This window comes from Methylobacterium sp. AC832 (genome assembly GCF_979256025.1).
In genome coordinates, this window is sequence record NZ_CEEDMV010000003.1 from 431,410 (window position 1) to 447,777 (window position 16,368).

General features: G+C 68.9%; 15 protein-coding genes. 3 read left to right on the forward strand and 12 right to left on the reverse strand.

Going from position 1 to position 16,368, the window contains the following annotated elements:
• Positions 1-86: 86 nt before the first annotated feature.
• The 11 genes from AC0IXR_RS13630 to AC0IXR_RS13680 all read right to left on the reverse strand — a co-directional run bounded on the left by AC0IXR_RS13630 (position 87) and on the right by AC0IXR_RS13680 (position 12,030).
• Positions 87-437, reverse strand: a complete 351-nt coding sequence (locus AC0IXR_RS13630; RefSeq protein ID WP_424753578.1) for a Rieske (2Fe-2S) protein — start codon at positions 435-437, stop codon at positions 87-89.
• Positions 409-1,113 (reverse strand): ABC transporter ATP-binding protein, encoded by a 705-nt coding sequence (locus AC0IXR_RS13635; protein WP_471761100.1) that lies wholly within the window; start codon positions 1,111-1,113, stop codon positions 409-411. Before AC0IXR_RS13635 ends, AC0IXR_RS13630 begins: the two co-directional genes overlap by 29 nt.
• The gene (locus tag AC0IXR_RS13640) at positions 1,106-1,921 is read right to left on the reverse strand and encodes an ABC transporter ATP-binding protein (protein ID WP_200919231.1); all 816 of its coding nucleotides are present in this window, start codon (positions 1,919-1,921) and stop codon (positions 1,106-1,108) included. The genes AC0IXR_RS13635 and AC0IXR_RS13640 overlap by 8 nt, the downstream gene beginning before the upstream one ends.
• Positions 1,918-2,955: a branched-chain amino acid ABC transporter permease gene (locus AC0IXR_RS13645; RefSeq protein ID WP_471761101.1), complete on the reverse strand. Its 1,038-nt coding sequence runs from the start codon at positions 2,953-2,955 to the stop codon at positions 1,918-1,920. The genes AC0IXR_RS13640 and AC0IXR_RS13645 overlap by 4 nt, the downstream gene beginning before the upstream one ends.
• Entirely contained in the window at positions 2,952-3,824 is an 873-nt protein-coding gene (locus tag AC0IXR_RS13650; RefSeq protein ID WP_471761102.1) for a branched-chain amino acid ABC transporter permease, read from the reverse strand. The genes AC0IXR_RS13645 and AC0IXR_RS13650 overlap by 4 nt, the downstream gene beginning before the upstream one ends.
• A gap of 371 nt (positions 3,825-4,195) precedes the next feature.
• A complete protein-coding gene (locus AC0IXR_RS13655) occupies positions 4,196-5,347 on the reverse strand; it encodes an ABC transporter substrate-binding protein (RefSeq protein ID WP_056433986.1) in 1,152 nt (383 codons plus the stop codon).
• Positions 5,348-5,402: 55 nt separating this feature from the next.
• Positions 5,403-6,626 (reverse strand): xanthine dehydrogenase family Fe-S subunit, encoded by a 1,224-nt coding sequence (locus tag AC0IXR_RS13660; protein ID WP_471761104.1) that lies wholly within the window; start codon positions 6,624-6,626, stop codon positions 5,403-5,405.
• Positions 6,623-7,498, reverse strand: a complete 876-nt coding sequence (locus AC0IXR_RS13665) for an FAD binding domain-containing protein (RefSeq protein WP_471761105.1) — start codon at positions 7,496-7,498, stop codon at positions 6,623-6,625. Before AC0IXR_RS13665 ends, AC0IXR_RS13660 begins: the two co-directional genes overlap by 4 nt.
• Entirely contained in the window at positions 7,495-9,867 is a 2,373-nt protein-coding gene (locus AC0IXR_RS13670) for a xanthine dehydrogenase family protein molybdopterin-binding subunit (RefSeq protein WP_471761107.1), read from the reverse strand. Before AC0IXR_RS13670 ends, AC0IXR_RS13665 begins: the two co-directional genes overlap by 4 nt.
• A complete protein-coding gene (locus AC0IXR_RS13675) occupies positions 9,864-10,730 on the reverse strand; it encodes an alpha/beta hydrolase (protein ID WP_471761108.1) in 867 nt (288 codons plus the stop codon). The genes AC0IXR_RS13670 and AC0IXR_RS13675 overlap by 4 nt, the downstream gene beginning before the upstream one ends.
• A 25-nt stretch (positions 10,731-10,755) precedes the next feature.
• On the reverse strand, positions 10,756-12,030 hold the full coding sequence (locus AC0IXR_RS13680) for an amidohydrolase/deacetylase family metallohydrolase (protein WP_471761109.1): 1,275 nt from the start codon (positions 12,028-12,030) through the stop codon (positions 10,756-10,758).
• A gap of 151 nt (positions 12,031-12,181) precedes the next feature.
• Between AC0IXR_RS13680 and AC0IXR_RS13685 the strand changes: the two genes are divergently transcribed.
• A complete protein-coding gene (locus AC0IXR_RS13685; RefSeq protein WP_419951184.1) occupies positions 12,182-12,703 on the forward strand; it encodes a MarR family winged helix-turn-helix transcriptional regulator in 522 nt (173 codons plus the stop codon).
• A 60-nt stretch (positions 12,704-12,763) separates the two neighbouring features.
• Here AC0IXR_RS13685 and AC0IXR_RS13690 read toward each other — a convergent pair whose 3' ends face one another.
• Positions 12,764-13,768 carry a LysR family transcriptional regulator gene (locus tag AC0IXR_RS13690; protein ID WP_082470081.1) on the reverse strand — a complete coding sequence of 335 codons (1,005 nt, stop codon included), beginning with the start codon at positions 13,766-13,768 and terminating at the stop codon, positions 12,764-12,766.
• 148 nt (positions 13,769-13,916) lie between these two features.
• Here AC0IXR_RS13690 and AC0IXR_RS13695 point away from each other — a divergent pair, with 148 nt between their 5' ends.
• Together AC0IXR_RS13695 and AC0IXR_RS13700 are read left to right on the forward strand one after the other, a co-directional pair.
• A complete protein-coding gene (locus AC0IXR_RS13695; protein ID WP_311274441.1) occupies positions 13,917-14,933 on the forward strand; it encodes a carbon-nitrogen hydrolase family protein in 1,017 nt (338 codons plus the stop codon).
• Between the two features lie 111 nt (positions 14,934-15,044).
• Entirely contained in the window at positions 15,045-16,358 is a 1,314-nt protein-coding gene (locus tag AC0IXR_RS13700; RefSeq protein WP_156467937.1) for a substrate-binding protein, read from the forward strand.
• Positions 16,359-16,368 lie beyond the last annotated feature (10 nt).

The window sequence follows — 16,368 nt, forward strand, 5'->3', positions numbered from 1 at the left end:
GCGCCGAGACGATCGTCTCGGCGAGCGAGCCCGGCGATGCCATGCTCCCTCTCGCGGATCCCGGTCACGATGGCCGGCCCGCGTCCTCATCCGTCGGATTCGATCCGTACCTGGATATCGCCCCCGTTCCTGCGGGTCGGGTAGGTGCGGAGGTCGCGAAAGAACCATCCCGGCGAGACGGCACCGTCCGTCAGCGCGAACCATGCCGCGTGCCTTGGGCAGAACAGGCGTCCCCCGGAGCAATGGCCGAGGGCGAGATCCGCCCCTTCATGCGGGCAGGCCCGTTCCGCCGCGAAGATGCCGTCACCGTCCCGCACGAGCACGAGATGGCGCCCGGCGACGAAGACGGGGAGAATGGCCCGGCCGTCCAGGGCCCCGATCCGGCAGGCATGGATCCAGGCCCCGCCTTCAACCGCCGAGATAGGCTTGGCGCACATGCGGGTCCGCGATCAGCGTAGAGCCCGGCCCCGCCAGTACGATGCGGCCGGTCTCCAGCAGGTAGGCGTAGTCGCAGAGTTCGAGAGCCGCGAAGGCGTTCTGCTCCACGAGGAGGACCGTGGTGCCGGTGTCGCAGATCGCCCGGATGACGGCGAACATGCGCTCGACGATGTTGGGGGCGAGCCCCAGCGAAGGCTCGTCGAACAGGACGAGCCGGGGGCGGGACATCAGCGCACGGCCGATGGCCAGCATCTGCTGCTCGCCGCCCGAAAGGGTACCGGCAGCCTGGTGCTTGCGCTCGGCGAGGCGCGGGAACTCGCCATAGATACGCGCGAGATCTGCGGAGACTCCGGTCGGATCGCGCCGCAGATAGGCGCCCATGGCGAGGTTCTCCGCGACGCTCATCTGCGGGAACACCCGCCGCCCCTCCGGGCAATGGGCGATGCCCTGGGCCAGCACCTTGCGCGGGTCGGTGCCGGTGATGTCCCGGCCGGCAAAATGAATGCTGCCCGAGCGCGCTGGGATCAGTCCCGAGACGGCCCGGAGCGTCGTCGACTTGCCGGCGCCGTTGGCGCCGACCAACGCCACGAGCTGTCCCTCCTCGACCTTGAGCGAGAGCCCCTTCAGGGCCGTCACCGTGCCATAGCCGCAGACGAGATCGCGGATCTCAAGCATCGATCGTCTCCCTGGCGGCCTGTGCGGCTTCGCGGGCGGCACTTCCCTGGCCGAGATAGGCCTCGATCACGGCCGGATCGGATCGGATCGCCGCCGGCGGCCCCTCGGCGATGAGGCGGCCGTAATTCAGCACCACGATCCGGTCGGACACTTCCATGACCATCGGCATGTCGTGCTCGACGAGGAGGATGGTGACGCCGCGCTCGCGGATCGAGCGGATCAGACGCACGAAGACCTGGGTCTCGGAGGCGTTCATGCCCGAGACCGGCTCGTCGAGGAGCAGCATGGCAGGCTCGGTGGCCAGCGCCAGCGCGACCCCGACGAGGCGTTGTTCGCCATAGGCCAGGGACCCGGCTTTCTCCTGGGCCCGGCCGGAGAGCCCGACCCAGTCGAGGAGTTCACGGGCCCGGTCTCGCAGAGCCGCCTCGCCGGTGCGGTCCCGCCCGAGCAGCGTGTCGACCAGCCGCGCGCGGCCCCGCCGATGCAGGCCGATCATCACATTGTCGAACACGGTGTCGTCGGGGAACACACTCGTGCGCTGGAACGTCCGACTCAGGCCGAGACGGACGATCTCGTGCGGCTGCAACCCCTGGAGGCTGGTGCCGCGGAACCGGACCTGACCCTGGCTGGGCTTCAGAAAGCCCGTCATCACGTTGAAGGCCGTCGTCTTGCCGGCCCCGTTCGGGCCGATCAGGCTGACGATCTCGCCGGGATGGACGTCGAAATGCAGGTCGGCGATGGCGACGAGGCCGCCGAAGCGCACGCCGACATGGTCCACCGACAGGATGGGAGCGCGGATCTCGCTCATGGCCTGGCCTCCACGGGCATCCGGGCGGTTGCACCACCGGGCGCGTGACGGCGCGTGGCGAGACGGGCGAGGCCCGGCACGATACCCCGGGGCATGACGAACTGGATCACGATCAGCACGAGGCCGAACACCATCCATTGCGCCTCCGGCACCATGACCGGCCGCAGGGCGACGGGAAGCAGGCCGAAGATCAGGCCGCCGACGACGGGGCCGAGCAGCGTACCCTTGCCGCCGCCCACCACCATGATGACCATGGTCACCGTGGTGGAGAACAGGAACACGTCGGGATCGATGATGCGCAGGTAATGGGCGTAGAGGCTGCCGGCCGCCCCCGCCATCGCCGCCGAGATCACCGCCGCGAGGGTCAGGGTCCGGGTGGCGTTGATGCCGACCGAGAGGGCCAGGGACTCGTTCTCCTTCAGGCCCCGCATGGCCCGTCCGAAGCGCGAACGCACGAGGCGGGCGATGAGGGCGTAGCAGAGCGTGCCAACCACGAGGACGAGGTAGTAGTTCTGCAGCTTCGTGCGCAGGGTGACGGAGCCGAGGCCGGGCAGGCCGAGGCTGAAGGGTGGGATGCCCGTCAGCGCCAGGGGGCCCTGCGTCAGCTCAACCCAGTTGAGGGCGACGAGCCGCACCACCTCGGCGAAGGAGATCGTCACGATGACGAAATAGGCACCCCGCACTCGGAAGGACAGGCGGCCGACGAGGTAGCCGCAGGCGGCCGTCACCAGCACGGCGAGGCCGAAGCCCACCACAGGCGGCCACGGCTCGTGTACGATGCGAAGGCCCCAGAGCAACTCCACGTCGAAGCCGAGGCTCGTAAGGGCGCTGACATAGGCGCCGATGCCGAAGAAAGCGATGTGCCCGAGGCTGAGCTGCCCGGTGAAGCCGAGCAGCAGGTTCAGGCTCATTGCCGCGATGGTGACGATGCCCGTCGTGATCAGCGCGTTCAGCAGGTAGGGGTTGTGGCCCAGCGCGAAGGGCAGGGCGGCCAGCGCCGCCAGGAGGGCGAGAGCGGGGAGGTGCCGGGTCATCCGATGCGCTCCGCCTTGGCGAAGAGGCCCGTCGGCTTGAAGATCAGCACCGCGATGATGATCAGGAAGCCCATGGCGTCCCGGTAGCCCGACGAGATGTAGCCGGCGCCCAGCTCCTCAGCCAGCGCCAGAATAAAGCCGCCGATGGCCGCCCCGGTGACGTTGCCGAGCCCGCCGAGAATCACGATGGCGAAAGCCTTCAGCTCGGCCATGCCGCCCATCTGCGGGAACACCACATAGACCGGCCCAAGGAGCGCACCGGCCGCTGCCGCGAGGCTGGAGCCGATGGCGAAGGTCGCGGTATAGACGAGCCGCACGTTGACCCCCATCAGCGAGGCGGTGTCATGGTCCTGGAAGGTGGCCCGCATGGCCAGCCCGAGGCGGGTCCGGTTGATGAGCCAGTAGGTCAGGCCGATCAGCGCGAGAGCCGCGCCCAGTACGAACAGCCGCAGCCACGACACCGAGACGGGTCCGAGTTGGAGGGGCGCATCCGGGAACGGCGTCGGGATCGATTTCGCGACGCCGCCGAACAGCCAGAGCGTGCCCGATTGCAGGACGATGCCGGCGCCGATCATCACCAGCATGGTCGTGTCCATGTCGGCGCTGCGTAAGGGCCGCAGCAGCACGAGGTCGAGGATTGCGCCGAGCAGGAGGCCGCCGAGGATCGCGGTCGGCAGAGCGGCGAAGAAGCCGAGCCCGAGGGCGGTAACGGCGAGGTACATGACGTAGGCGCCCACCGTGTAGAGCGCCCCGTGGGTGAAGTTCACCACGTTCATGATGCCGAAGATCAGGGTCAGCCCGATGCCCAGCAGGGCATAGGTGCCCCCCAGGACCAGGGTGTTGAGGAGGTGCTGCAGGAATTCGGTCATCGAGGCCTCGCCTGTAAGCAGGTGATACGGTCGTCGGCTGAGCGTCAGTGCAGAGTCAGCGAGCTTGGCGCGGGTCCCTGTCCGTCAGCGTGACGGCAATTGCGCGGGATGGGCGGCCCTCCTCCCCAGCGGATCTCGGGCCTGCCCGAGATCCGTCGAGCTTGTGGGGAGGAGTTGGAGGTGGGGGTGGTTGAGCGACCCTCAGCTTGCGGGGGCTAGCGGAGCCACCCCCACTCCTAACCTCTCCCCACAAGGGGGAGAGGGACGCGCTCTGCCTGCAAAAACAGATGGGGGAATCCAGTAGCCCTAAGGAGAAGAGCCTGTTCCGCATGTGATACCCGAGGGGTGCGAGCCGGGAGGCTTGCGCCCGGCTAAAGCGTCGGCACCACGACCTTCCCGCCGTCGATCTTGACGAGATAGACGTCCGGCTTGCTCTGGCCGCTCTCGGACCCGGCGGGGCCGGCCTTGGCGAAGCGAATCTGTCCGTTGAGGCCGGTGAAATCGACCGACCAGAACCCCTTCTTGATCGAGGCCGCATCGGCGGCGCCGCCCTTTTCGATGGCCGCCGCGATGGCGCGGATGCCGTCGTAGCCCCGGAAGCTCTCGGTGACGCCGGCGAACTCGAAGCCGCGCTTCTTCCACTCGCCGATGAAATAGGCGGTGGCCGCCGGGTTCGGGGTTTTGTCCGGGTACCAGGGCAGGAAGGTGGTGAGATGCATCGTCCCCTCGGCGGCGTTGCCCGCCTGGGCGATGATCTGGTCGGGGTTCTGGGAGCCGCCGGTGGTGATGATCCGCTTCTTGAGGCCGAGCGCCGCCATCTGCTTGAACAGGAGCGTCAGCTGATCGACGGCAGCCGTGATCATGATCGTGTCGGCATCCGAGCCCTTCAGCTTGGACAATTGAGCGCTCATGTCCTGCGCGCCCTGGTCCATGGTCTCCACGAGGCCGACCGTGACGCCCTTGCCCTTGAGCATCTTGCCGAAATCGGCCGCCGCCCCCCGGCCCCAGTCGTTGTTGATGGCCAGGAAATCGACCTTCTTCAGCCCGAGCTTCTCCACCATCGGCGCGAAGGCCTCGGCTTCCAGGGCCGAGGGCGGCGAGATGCGAAAGACGTAAGGGTTGCCCGAAGTGGTGATCTTGCCCGACGACGACGTCTCCACCAGCATCGCGGTTTCGTAATCGGCGAGCTTTGGCATCACCGCGAGCGTCAGGCTGGACCCCCAGGCCCCCATGAGCACCGGGGTCTTGTCGCTGGTGATCAATTTCTCGGCCACCGCCGCCGCCTCGGTGGGGTTGCTCTTGTTGTCCTCGACGACGAGTTCGAGCTTCTTTCCCAAGACACCGCCCTTGGCGTTGATCTCGTCGGCGGCGATCCGGGCGCCGTTGACCACGTAGGTGCCCGACGCCGCGAACGGACCGGTGAGGGGCTCGTTGACGCCGATCCGGATCGCCTGCGCGTGGGCTACCCCCGCCGACAGGACGAAGGCGAGGGTCAGGGCGGGAATCGTGTGGCTGCGCGTCATGGTGGTCTCCGGTCTTGAGCAGGATCGCGGGCAGGATCGCGGGGGGAGGCGACGGTCAGGGACGGCGGCCCCATGCGGCGAGGCGCCGGCGCAGGGAAGTCGTCAGCATCGTGAGGAGCAGGCGCAGGGGGTTGAGGCCCGTGGAAGCCGGGGCCGGCGCACCGGAGAGGCGGGCTTCGAGGTTCGCGGCGAAGTCGGCCCCGAGGCGTCCGGCGAGGTCGCGCACGAGCCCCGGCCGCCCGAACTGCGCCAGCGGCCCCTTGAGGGTGTAGCCGACGGCGAGATCGATCCGGGCGGTACCGAGAGCTTCGCCCGATCCGACGCGGTAGCGGATCTCGCCCTGCGTGGCGGAGCGTCCGCCTGCGTCGCTGCCGGCACCGAGGATGCGTCCCGTGCGGGCCGCCTCATCGCGAAAGATCCGGGCGCGGCCGCGAAAGCGCGCGGCGATCGGCCCGATCCGCACCTGAAGCGCGCCCTCGACCGCGTCCGGGTTCGGCTGGCCCGTCAGCATGGCGCCGGGCAGGCAGGCGGCCACGGCCTCGACGTCGCCGAACAGAGCGAAGACGGTGTCGGGCGGGTGCGCCACGGTGAAGGACTGGTCGAACCGGTGGGCCGGCACGAAATCGCCGTCGAGATCGGCGATCGACGGCGCGGCCTCGGCCTGTGCAACGGGGCGCAGGGGCGTGCGGGCCGCCTCCGATGCGGTGCCGGACGACGTGCCGAGGCGCGCGCCGACGGGGCCGAGGCCGCGCTGTCCGCCGGTCGTCGGCCCGATACCGCGGGCGCGACGCTCGGCGATGACGCTGCGCACCGCGCGGACGATGCCGACATAACCGGTGCAGCGGCACAGGTTGCCCGAGAGGCCGGCGCGGATGCGGCGCTCGTCGGCGTCCGGCAGGCGCAGGACGAGATCACGGGCGGCGATGAGCATGCCGGGCGTGCAGTAGCCGCACTGGAGGGCGTGCTCACGGTTGAAGGCGGCGCGCAATTCACCGGCGATCGGGTCGTCGTCGAGGCCTTCGATGGTGGTGATGTCGGCCCCCGCGCAGGCCCCCGAAACGGTCAGGCAGGCCCGCGCCGGCTCGCCGTCGAGCAGCACCGTGCAGGCGCCACAGATTCCGTGCTCGCAGCCGAGATGGGTCCCGGTCAGGTCGAGGGTGTCGCGCAGGACGTCGCCGAGATGCGTGCGCGGCTCGGCCCGCAGGCTGCGCGCACGACCGTTCACGGTGAAGTTTAGCGGCAGGCAGTCGTCGCGAAGGGCTGACGCGGCGGTGCTCATGCGGCCTCGCTGACAGTAGGTGTGAGGGAGGGCGGCGCGGCGGCCGCCTGCGCGATGGCGCGGCCCAGCACGGTGACGTGGACGTGGCGGTCGACGGCGTCGGTCATCCCGGCCTCGCGCAGGCGCGCATCGGCGGCCCGGGCATCGAAGCGTTCGGCGAAGTCGGGACCGATCCGGCCGCCGAACAGGTCGGATGCGTCCGGGATCACGAGGGGCGCACGCTCGATGGCGCCGATCACCACACGACCGCGCCCGGCATGGGGCTCGATCCGTACGGCCCCGATGGCGTGGGCGAACTCGCCGATCTTGGAGCAATGCTTGACGTAGCCCCAGGCAGTGCCGGGAGGGAGGGCGGGAATCCGCACGGCGATCAGCATTTCGCCGGGCGCCAGGGCCACGTCGAGGGCGCCGGTGACGAAGTCCTCCAGGGCCAGCCGGCGGCGACCGGATGTCGAGGCCAGTTCGACCTCGGCGCCGAGCGCGATCAGCGACGTGACCCAGTCTGCGGCCGGATCGGCATGGACGAGGGAGCCGCCGATCGTGCCGCGATTGCGCACCGGCCGGTAGGCGATGGCCATCGCCACCCGCGCCATGGCGCCGCCCGTGAGGTCGGGGACGCGCCCGTCCTCGATATCCGCATGGGTGATGCAGGCGCCGAGCACCAGGGTCTCGCCTTCGACCGAGGCCCGACGCAGCTCGGGGATGCCCGTGATGTCGAGGACGAGGTCGGGTTCGACGAGGCGCAGGTTCAGCATCGGTCCGAGGGATTGCCCCCCGGCCATCAGCTTCACGCTGCCCTCGGCGGTGGCGAGCCGGGCGAGCAGGGCGGACAGATCGCCGGGGCGCTCATAGGCGAAGCGGGCGGGCTTCATACGGCCTCCCGGCTGCGGGCAGAGGCCGCGTCGCGAGCCTCCAGCACGGCCTCGACGATGCGGTGCTGGCTCACCGGCGCATGCAGCATCGCCACACCGAGGGGACGCAGGGCGTCGTTGATGGCGTTGGCGAGCGCGGCCGGGGGCGCGATGGCCCCGCCCTCGCCGATCCCCTTCACGCCGAACTGCGTGTAGGGGGAGGGGGTCTCCATGTGGTCGATGCGGGGTTCGGGCACCTCCGCCGGCCCCGGCAGGAGGTAGTCGGCGAAGGTGGAGGCCAGCGGCTGGCCCCGGGAATCGAAGCGCATCTCCTCGTAGAGGGCCGTACCGATCCCCTGCGCGAGGCCGCCATAGATCTGGCCGTCCACCACCAGCGGGTTCACCAGGGTGCCGCCATCCTCGACGATGACGTAGTCGAGGATTTCCACCGCCCCGAGATCGGGGTCCACGGCGACGAGGGCCGCGTGGGCCGCGTACGAGAAGGTGCCGGAATCGCGTTGCGGCTTATAACCGGCGGTGACTTCGAGGCCGCCCGGATTCACGTCCAGGCTCAAATCCTGCGGGCGCCGGTACCAGGTGTGGGCGATCTGCGCGAGGCCGACATCGCCCGAGGGACCGACGACGCGGCCCGCCTCGAAACGGCAGTCCGCCGGGTCGGCCTGGAGCAGGTGCGCCCCGATGCGGAGCGCCCGCAAGCTGAGTTCGCGGCAGGCCGCCGCCACGGCGCCGCCGGCCATCACCATCACGCGCGAGCCCCAGGAGCCCGTGGAATACGGCGTCATCGCGGTGTCGCCATGGACGAGGCGCGTGCGGGCCACCGGAACGCCGAGGATCTCGTGCGCCACCTGCGCCAGGGTCGTCTCCAATCCCTGCCCGTGCGAATGGGCACCGATCCGGAGTTCGAGGCCGCCATCGGGGGTGAGGCGCGCACCCGCCTGCTCGTGGCCCGGCACCATGGGGATGCCCCAGCCGGAATAGACCGAGGTGCCGTGGGCCGCCTGCTCGCAATAGATCGAAAGCCCCAGGCCGATGCGGCGCCCGTCGGGCTCGGGAATCCGCTGGCGCGCCCGTACGGCGTCGACATCGATGGCTTTCAGGGCGCGTCTCAGCGCCTGCGGGTAGTCGCCGCTGTCGAAATGCTTGGCGGTGATGTTGTCGAAGGGCATCTGCTCGGCCCGCACGAGGTTCTTCTCGCGCACCGTCCAGGGCTCGAGGCCGGCCTCGGCCGCCACCGCGTCGAGGATGAGCTCCATGGCGAAACACACGCCGGTCCGGGCGACGCCGCGATAGGGCAGGATCGGGCACTTGTTGGTGGCGACCGACCAGGTCCGGCAGCGATAGGCCGGGAAGTCGTAAGGGCCGGGCAGGATGCTCGCCACCTGCGCGGCCTCAAGGCAGGCGGAGAACGGGTAGGCCGAATAGGCCCCGGAATCGACGGTGGCCTCGCAATCGATGCCCCGGAGGGTGCCGTCCCGCTCCGCATAGGCGGTGATGCGGTAATGGTGCTCGCGGCAATTCGCGTTGGCGGTGAGGTGTTCGCGCCGGTCTTCCAGCCAGCGCACGGGGTGGCCGACGCGGAGCGCCAGCCAGGCGAGGCAGACATCCTCGGCGAGCAGGATCGCCTTGTAGCCGAAGCCGCCGCCGACATCGGGCGAGACGATGCGCAGGCGCCCCTGCTCGATCCCGAGACATTCGGAGAGGCCGTTGCGCACGATATGCGGCATCTGGCTCGCCGTGTGGACCACGAGCTGATCCATGCGGTGGTCGAGATGCACCACCGTGCCCCGCCCCTCGATGGGCGCCATGCACTGGCGTCCGGTGGAGATGGTCCGCGAGACCTTGATCGGGGCATCGAGCGCCGCGGCGAAGTTCACGTCGACCAGGGTCTCCAGGAAGACGTTGTCGCCCCAATGCTCGTGGACCAGGGCGGAGCCGGGCTCGCGGGCGGCGAGCATGTCGTGCACGGCTGGAAGCTCTTCGAGGTCGAGGACGATGGCGGCGGCGATGTCCTCGGCTTGCGCTCGCGTCGGCGCGAGGCAGATCGCCAGCAATTCACCGACCTGCCGGACCTTGTCCTTGGCAAGGACCGGCTGCTCGGAGACCTTGAAACCGGCGAGCCCCGAAACGGCCCGGATCGGCTGCACGTCCGCGAGGTCGGCCGCCGTGAACACGTGGTGGCGAAACGCCTCCGGTACGTGGATCGCCCGGATACGGGCATGCGCCAGGGGGCTGCGCACGAAGGCGACGTCCTGCAGGCCGGGCAGGCGCAGGTCGCCGACATAGTGTCCGCGCCCGCGCATCAGGCGGTCGTCTTCCTTGCGGGGCAGGCGTGCGCCGACGCCCTCGGTGAGCAGGATCGCGTCGCTCATGCGTGTCTCCCCTCGATGAGATCGATGGCGGCGCGCACCAGCACGCCGCCGGGACGACGCAGTTCGTTCAAGATCGAGAAGTGCTCGGCCCCCGCCACGGGGACGAGCGGCCCCGGCGCGTGGTGGGCGCTACGCAGGGTGTGGAAGTCGCGGGCGTCGTGGACGAGGGCCGGGCGCTCGGCCGTGCCGTAGGCGATGGCCAGGGGTTTCCCCACCACCGGCAGGCGCAGCGGCGACAAGGCCGCGACCTCAGCGTCGGTAAGGGAGAGGGCCTGGTTCAGCCCGGTGTCACGGATGGGCCCGAGTTCGTAGACTCCCGAAATCGCGAGCCCCGCCACCACGGCCGGGTGATGGAGCTGCATCGCCGCGAGATGCGCCCCCGCCGACCAGCCGGCGAGGACCAGCGGACCACTGAGGCCATGCGCCGGCCCGTGCTCGGCCAGCCAGTCGAGGGCCAGGCCGATCTCCTCGACGATTTGCGTCGGGCTCGCCTCGGGGGCGAGGGTGTGGCCCGGCATCGCCACGGACCAGCCAGCAGCGGCGGGGCCTTCGGCGAAGCAGGCGAACAGGTCACGAGAATTGCGCTGCCAATAGCCGCCATGGATGAAGACGAGGCAGGGCGCCGCCGGGTTTGTCGCCGGATAGAGGTCGAGGGCCGTGCGGGGCGCGGACGCATAGGGGATGTCGAGGGCGCCCGGATGCGCAGCGCGGTAGGCGGCGGAGGCCGCGTTGCGCGCCGCGGCCTGGGCGGCGGCATCGGGCACCGCCGCGTTGTTGTCGTAGGCGGCATCGCGCGCTGCCAGGTCGAGGCAGGACCAATCGTGCCGGGGGTCGGGCAGCAGCGGGGACGGATCGGCCCTCATGCGGTCGTCTCCTGGGATACCGGGGTCAGGCCGCGATGGCGCTGGGCAGGATCGGCGAGTCGGCGTCGAAGCGGCGGCCGGCGCGCAGGCAGAAGGCCGGCTGCAGCAGGCGCTGGGCGATGACCTGGGTGTCCTCGTTGTCGCGCAGGAGGAACCGGCCGCGATGGTCGTGCAGCACCGAGACGTCGGCGGCGAAGCCCGGCGTCAGGGCACCGATCCGGTCGGACAGGCCCAGCATCTCGGCCGGATGCTTCGTCACCATGGGGACGACCTGTTCGAGGCTGAGGCCGAGCGCCATCATCGAGCTCATGGCCTGGGTCAGGCTGAAGCGGGCTTGGCCCAGGAAGGGGTGGTTCTCGTCATCGTGGTGCTCGTCGGGCGTGCCCGCCGGCCGAGGCACCTCGGTGTTGTAGCCGTGCATGTCGGCGCCCAGCGTGTAGGGCACGACGCCCGCCGGCAGGGAGGCGCGGGCGACCCGATAGGAGAAGTGGCTGCCATGCCCGACATCGACCCGGAGGCCCGCATCCATCGCCGCCCGGATGATCGGGTGGACGACGCCCTCCTCGTTGATAAAGCCGCCGGGATGCCGGGTGAACGGGTGGGCGAGGAAATCCCCGGGACGCAGCAGCGGGATCACCCGCTCCATGATGGTGTTGGCGTCCTCGCCATTGGCGCCGTTCTCGGGCAGGCCCCAGAGCTGGCCGAAATGCACGTAGAGCGGCAGGTCGGCCCGGCGGCTGATCTCGGCCGCCATCTCCATCACCTTGATGCCCCAACGGGCGAAGCCCCCGATCTCTGCATGACCCTTGATGCCGCGCACGAGGTCGCGGTTCTCCACCGCCGACTTCACCGTGGCGTCGATGTCGACCCCGTCCGGGCTGTAGAGGTTCGGGTAGAAGTGACCTTCGAGGCCCCCGACCAGATAGGCGGAAAGGAACGCGTAGATCCGGGTCTCGGCCCTCTCCGCGATGAAGTGGCGGAAGCCCGGCAGGGTCATGCAGGACGCGCCGCCCTGGTCGATCACCGTGGTCACGCCCGAGCGCACGCCGACCATGTCCGGCGGCAGTCCGAACCGTCCGGTGACGTATTGGTAGACGTGCCCGTGGGTGTCGATCATCCCCGGCAGGACGAGCTTGCCGGAGACGTTCACCACCTCGGTGGCGGCGGACGGTATTATGCTGTCCTCGACGGCGGCGATCCGCCCGTCGCGGATGGCGACGTCCTTGATGCCATCGATGCCCGAGGCCGGGCAGATGACCCGTCCGCCGCACAGCAGCATGTCGTAGCGACCAGCGTCCATTCCGTCTCCTCCATCGTCGCGCGTCGGCCTTCGCCTTGCCTCGCACGGACGTGACCAGGGAAATGCGAAGTATGCTTCGTATATCTGCCTAGGCATGTTACGTGCCAGGAACCGTCCGGGCTTCGGATCGGGAGCGGGAGACGGGACGCAGATGAACGAAAGCGGGCTGGCTGAAGCGGATGCGGCGCCCTCACCGGAGGCTCTTCAGCCCCTCGGAACGCCCTGGCTCCTGCCGGAACGGCCGGGCTTTCTGATGCGGCGGCTGCATCAGATCCATGTCAGCCTATTTTCAGAGCGTTGTGGCGCTTTCCGCGTCACTCCCCTGCAGTACAGCCTGCTCTCTCTACTGGCAGAACGTGAGGAAGCCGACCAGACAACCTTGGCCAACGCGGTCGCCTTGGACAGAACGACGACGACCGGCGCCCTCAAACGCCTGGAGCTACGCGGATACGTCGAACGCTCTGCTTCGCCGACCGATCGGCGTTCTCAACGCTGTCGCCTGACCCAGGCAGGCCGTGCCCTGCTGGGGCAGATGGAGACGGCCGCGCGTCAGGCCCATGACGCGACGCTCGAACCCCTTTCGGAAGAGGAGCAGGCGACACTGATCCGGCTCATGAAGAAGATCACCGCCGCCCATCAGCAGCGGCGCGACGCGGACGGGCTCGTGAATTGAGCGGCCCCGCAGAGAAGCGCCCGCAGGCCTCCAGCGCGCAGGCGGGTGACCGCCCGACGATCATGCAGAATGCACTGTCTCGCATCGCGGTTGAACACTTGGAACGCGCTTCCGCGGCGGTTCCCCGACATGGCGAACCGCCGGTGGAGCGGCATCGTCCGCCGACACCCGAAACTGCGCATCCGCTGTAATCGTGCTCTTCAGGAAGGCCATGACGGCCCGGATGCGGGGCACGAATTGAAGATCTGCGTGAACGTTCAGCCAGAGTTCCCGGGTCGTGAAGGCACTCCCGTGCAGAACCGGAACGAGGTCGTCACGGGCCGTCACCGCAAAGCTCGGCAGCAGAACGAGGCCGAGCCCTCCGAGTGCCGCGCTCTTCTGTGCGATCATGCTGGTGGAACGGAACACCGTCCGGGGCTCGTCGAGCACGTCGTCCAGCCAGCGGACGCAATCGACCTGTATGAGATCCTCGACGTAAGAGACGAAGCGGTGCTCCTTCAGCGCCCATAGATCGACGGGGCATCCATGCCGCGCGAGGTAGCTCGGCGCCGCATACAGGCCAAGCCGGAACGCTCCGATCTGCTCCGAGACCAACCCTCTCCCCGGTGGCTTGAAGAAGCTGAGGAAGAGGTCGGCCTCGCGACGGTTGACGTAGACGGTCTGAGCCGAGGTCACGAGGTCGATCATCAAGTCGGGGTGGCGGTCTCTCAAGCTCGAGAGGCGCTCGGCGAGGTACAGGGAGGCAATGCCTTCCATCGTGGCGAGCCGTACGCGCCCCCCGATACGGCCATCGCCGGAATGATCCTCGTGCCGGAGGGAGATGACCGCGCTCTCGACCTGCTCGGCATGCTGGAGCATGCGCTGCCCCATATCGCTGAGACGGAGCCCCGACGGCACGCGCTCGAAGAGTGCGAGGCCGAGGACACTCTCCAGGTTCGCCAGCCTCCGGCTCACAGTGGATTGGTCGACCTTCAGGCGCTTGGCCGCGGCGGCGAGACTCCCGCCACGGGCCGCTCCCAGGAAGACCTTGATGTCGTTCCAGTCCAGGAGATCGAAGGTCTGCATGGTCGAAGCGGGCGCAAGATGTGCGCCAGTCGCCCCTGTGCGCCGGCCCGGACATCATCCCGGAGACATCCTGCAAGGCGCCTTGCAGAATTGCCCGCTTCGCAAGCCGATTCCACCACGTAACTTCGGCGTGGAAAGGGAAACCCCGATGCTTCCACGGTTCAAGGCCGCAGCAATTCACGCAGCACCCGTCTTCCTCGATGCCGCCGCGACCACCGCCAAGGCGGTCGCCCTGATCGAAGAAGCGGCCCGGGCCGGCGCCGCGCTGGTCGCCTTTCCCGAGACCTTCATCCCGGCCTTTCCGGTCTGGGCCGCCCTCTCGGCTCCCATCGACAACCACGATCTGTTCGCCCGCATGGCGGAGCAATCAGTCCTCGTCGACGGACCGGAGATCGCGCGGATCCGGCAGGCGGCGCGGGCAGCGGGCATCTTCGTATCGATCGGCATCAGCGAGCGCTCGCCCGCCAGCGTGGGCTGCCTTTGGAACGCAAACCTTTTCATCGGGGAGGATGGCACGATCCTCAACCACCACCGCAAGCTGATGCCGACCTATTACGAGAAGCTCATCTGGGCCTCGGGCGACGGGGCTGGGCTTAAAGTGGTGGAGACGGGGATCGGCCGCATCGGCCAGCTCATCTGCGGCGAAAACACCAACCCGCTCGCCCGCTATGCCCTGATGGCGCAGGGCGAGCAGTTCCACATCTCGTCCTGGCCTCCGGTCTGGCCGACACGTCGGCCGCAGGGCGGCGGCAATTACGACAACCTCGCCGCCAACCGCCTGCGCGCCAGTGCCCATTGCTTCGAGGCCAAGGCCTTCGGACTGGTCACGGCCGGCGTGCTGGACCGGGACGCCTACGACTTCCTGGCGGCGCGCGATCCGGGCGCCGCCGAGGTGCTCGACGGAACGCCGCGCGCCGCCTCGTTCTTCGTCGATCCGACCGGCACGCAGATCGGCGAGGCGCTGCAGGAGGAGGGGATTCTCTACGCTGAGATCGACCTCAACGCCTGCGTCGAGCCCAAGCAGTTCCACGACGTGGTGGGCTACTACAACCGCTTCGACGTCTTCGACCTCGCCGTGAACCGCCAGCGGCTCGCGCCCGCACAGTTCCGGGACGGTCCGGCGCTTGCGCCCGAGCCGCTGCCGCCTGTGGCGACCGGCGCGTGACTTGCTGACGCCAAGCCGACACGCCCCTGCATTCCTGATCCCGACCGAGTCCCAAGCACAGAAACCTTAGAGCACCCGAACAGCCCCCTCGAAGCCAGACCGGAGAGACCCCTGATGCTCGATCGTCGCACGCTCCTCCTCGCCGGTGCCGCCGGCCTGATGCTGCCGGACCTGCGCGGTGCCCGCGCCCAGAGCCCCGCCCAGATCGGCACCTTTCCGGAGGGGGTGGGCACGGATTCGGTGTTCGTGGGCCTCAACATGCCGTTGACCGGGGTGTTCTCCGGCGACGGCAGCGACCTCAAGCTCGGCTATGAGCTGGCCATCGCGCAGATCAACGCGGGCGGCGAGATCCCCGCTGCCTGGGGCCTCAAGGGCAAGGGCGTCCTCGGGCGCCAGATCCGCCACAAGATCGCCGACACCGAGGGCAAGCCCAACGTCGCGGTCCAGGCCGCGACCCAGTTCATCCAGCGCGACAAAGCCATCATGTTTCAGGGCTCCGTCAGCAGCGCCGAGGCCATCGCCCTGGAAGAGCTCGCGAGCCGCGACAAGGTCCTCTACATGGTCGGCATCGCCGGCTCGAACGACGTCACCGGCAAGAACTGCCAACGCTACGGCTTCCGCTCGCAGCAGAACGCCTACATGGCCGCCAAGGCCCTCGCGCCCGTCGTCGCGAAGGCATTGGGCAAGAACCTCAAGGCCGCCTTCCTCGTCCCCGACTATACCTATGGCCAGACGGTCTACGATTCCTTCTCAAAATTCTCGAAGGAGCAGGGCTGGACACAGGTGCTGAAGGAGACGGTGCCCCTGGGCACGGCCGATTACAGCTCGGCGCTTCTCAACATCGCCAACAGCGGCGCCGATGTCTTCGTCAACATCTGCTTCGGGTCCGACGCGGTGGCCTCCACGAAGCAGGCCGAACAGTTCGGCGTCCTCTCCAGCATGAAGCTCGTGGTGCCCAACCTCTCCTCCTTCCAGGACAAGGAGGTGGGGCCCGAGCTGATGCAGGGCGTCTACGGTTCCTGCGACTTCTGGTGGACGCTGGAGGACCGCTATCCCCTGGCCAAGACCTTCGTGGAGGCGTTCTTTGCCCGAAACAAGTACCGTCCGCGCTGGGGCGCCCACATCGCCTACATGCAGACCTACCTCTGGGCACTCTCGGTGGAGCGGGCAGGGGGGTTCAACCCTGTCGACATCATCAAGGTGATGGAGGGCTCGAAGTCCCAGCCCTACGAGACCACGATCGGCCGCGTCTATTACAGGGCAGAGGACCACCAGATGGTCCGGCCGATCCCGATCCTGCGCGGCAAGGCGCCTTCGGCCATGAAGGGCCCGGAAGATTTCTACGAAGTCGTCGATCTCGTCGACGGCGAGACGGTGATGAACCCGCCCGACCTGTTCGGGTGCAAGCTCGGCCCCTACACCTGAGGCACACGAC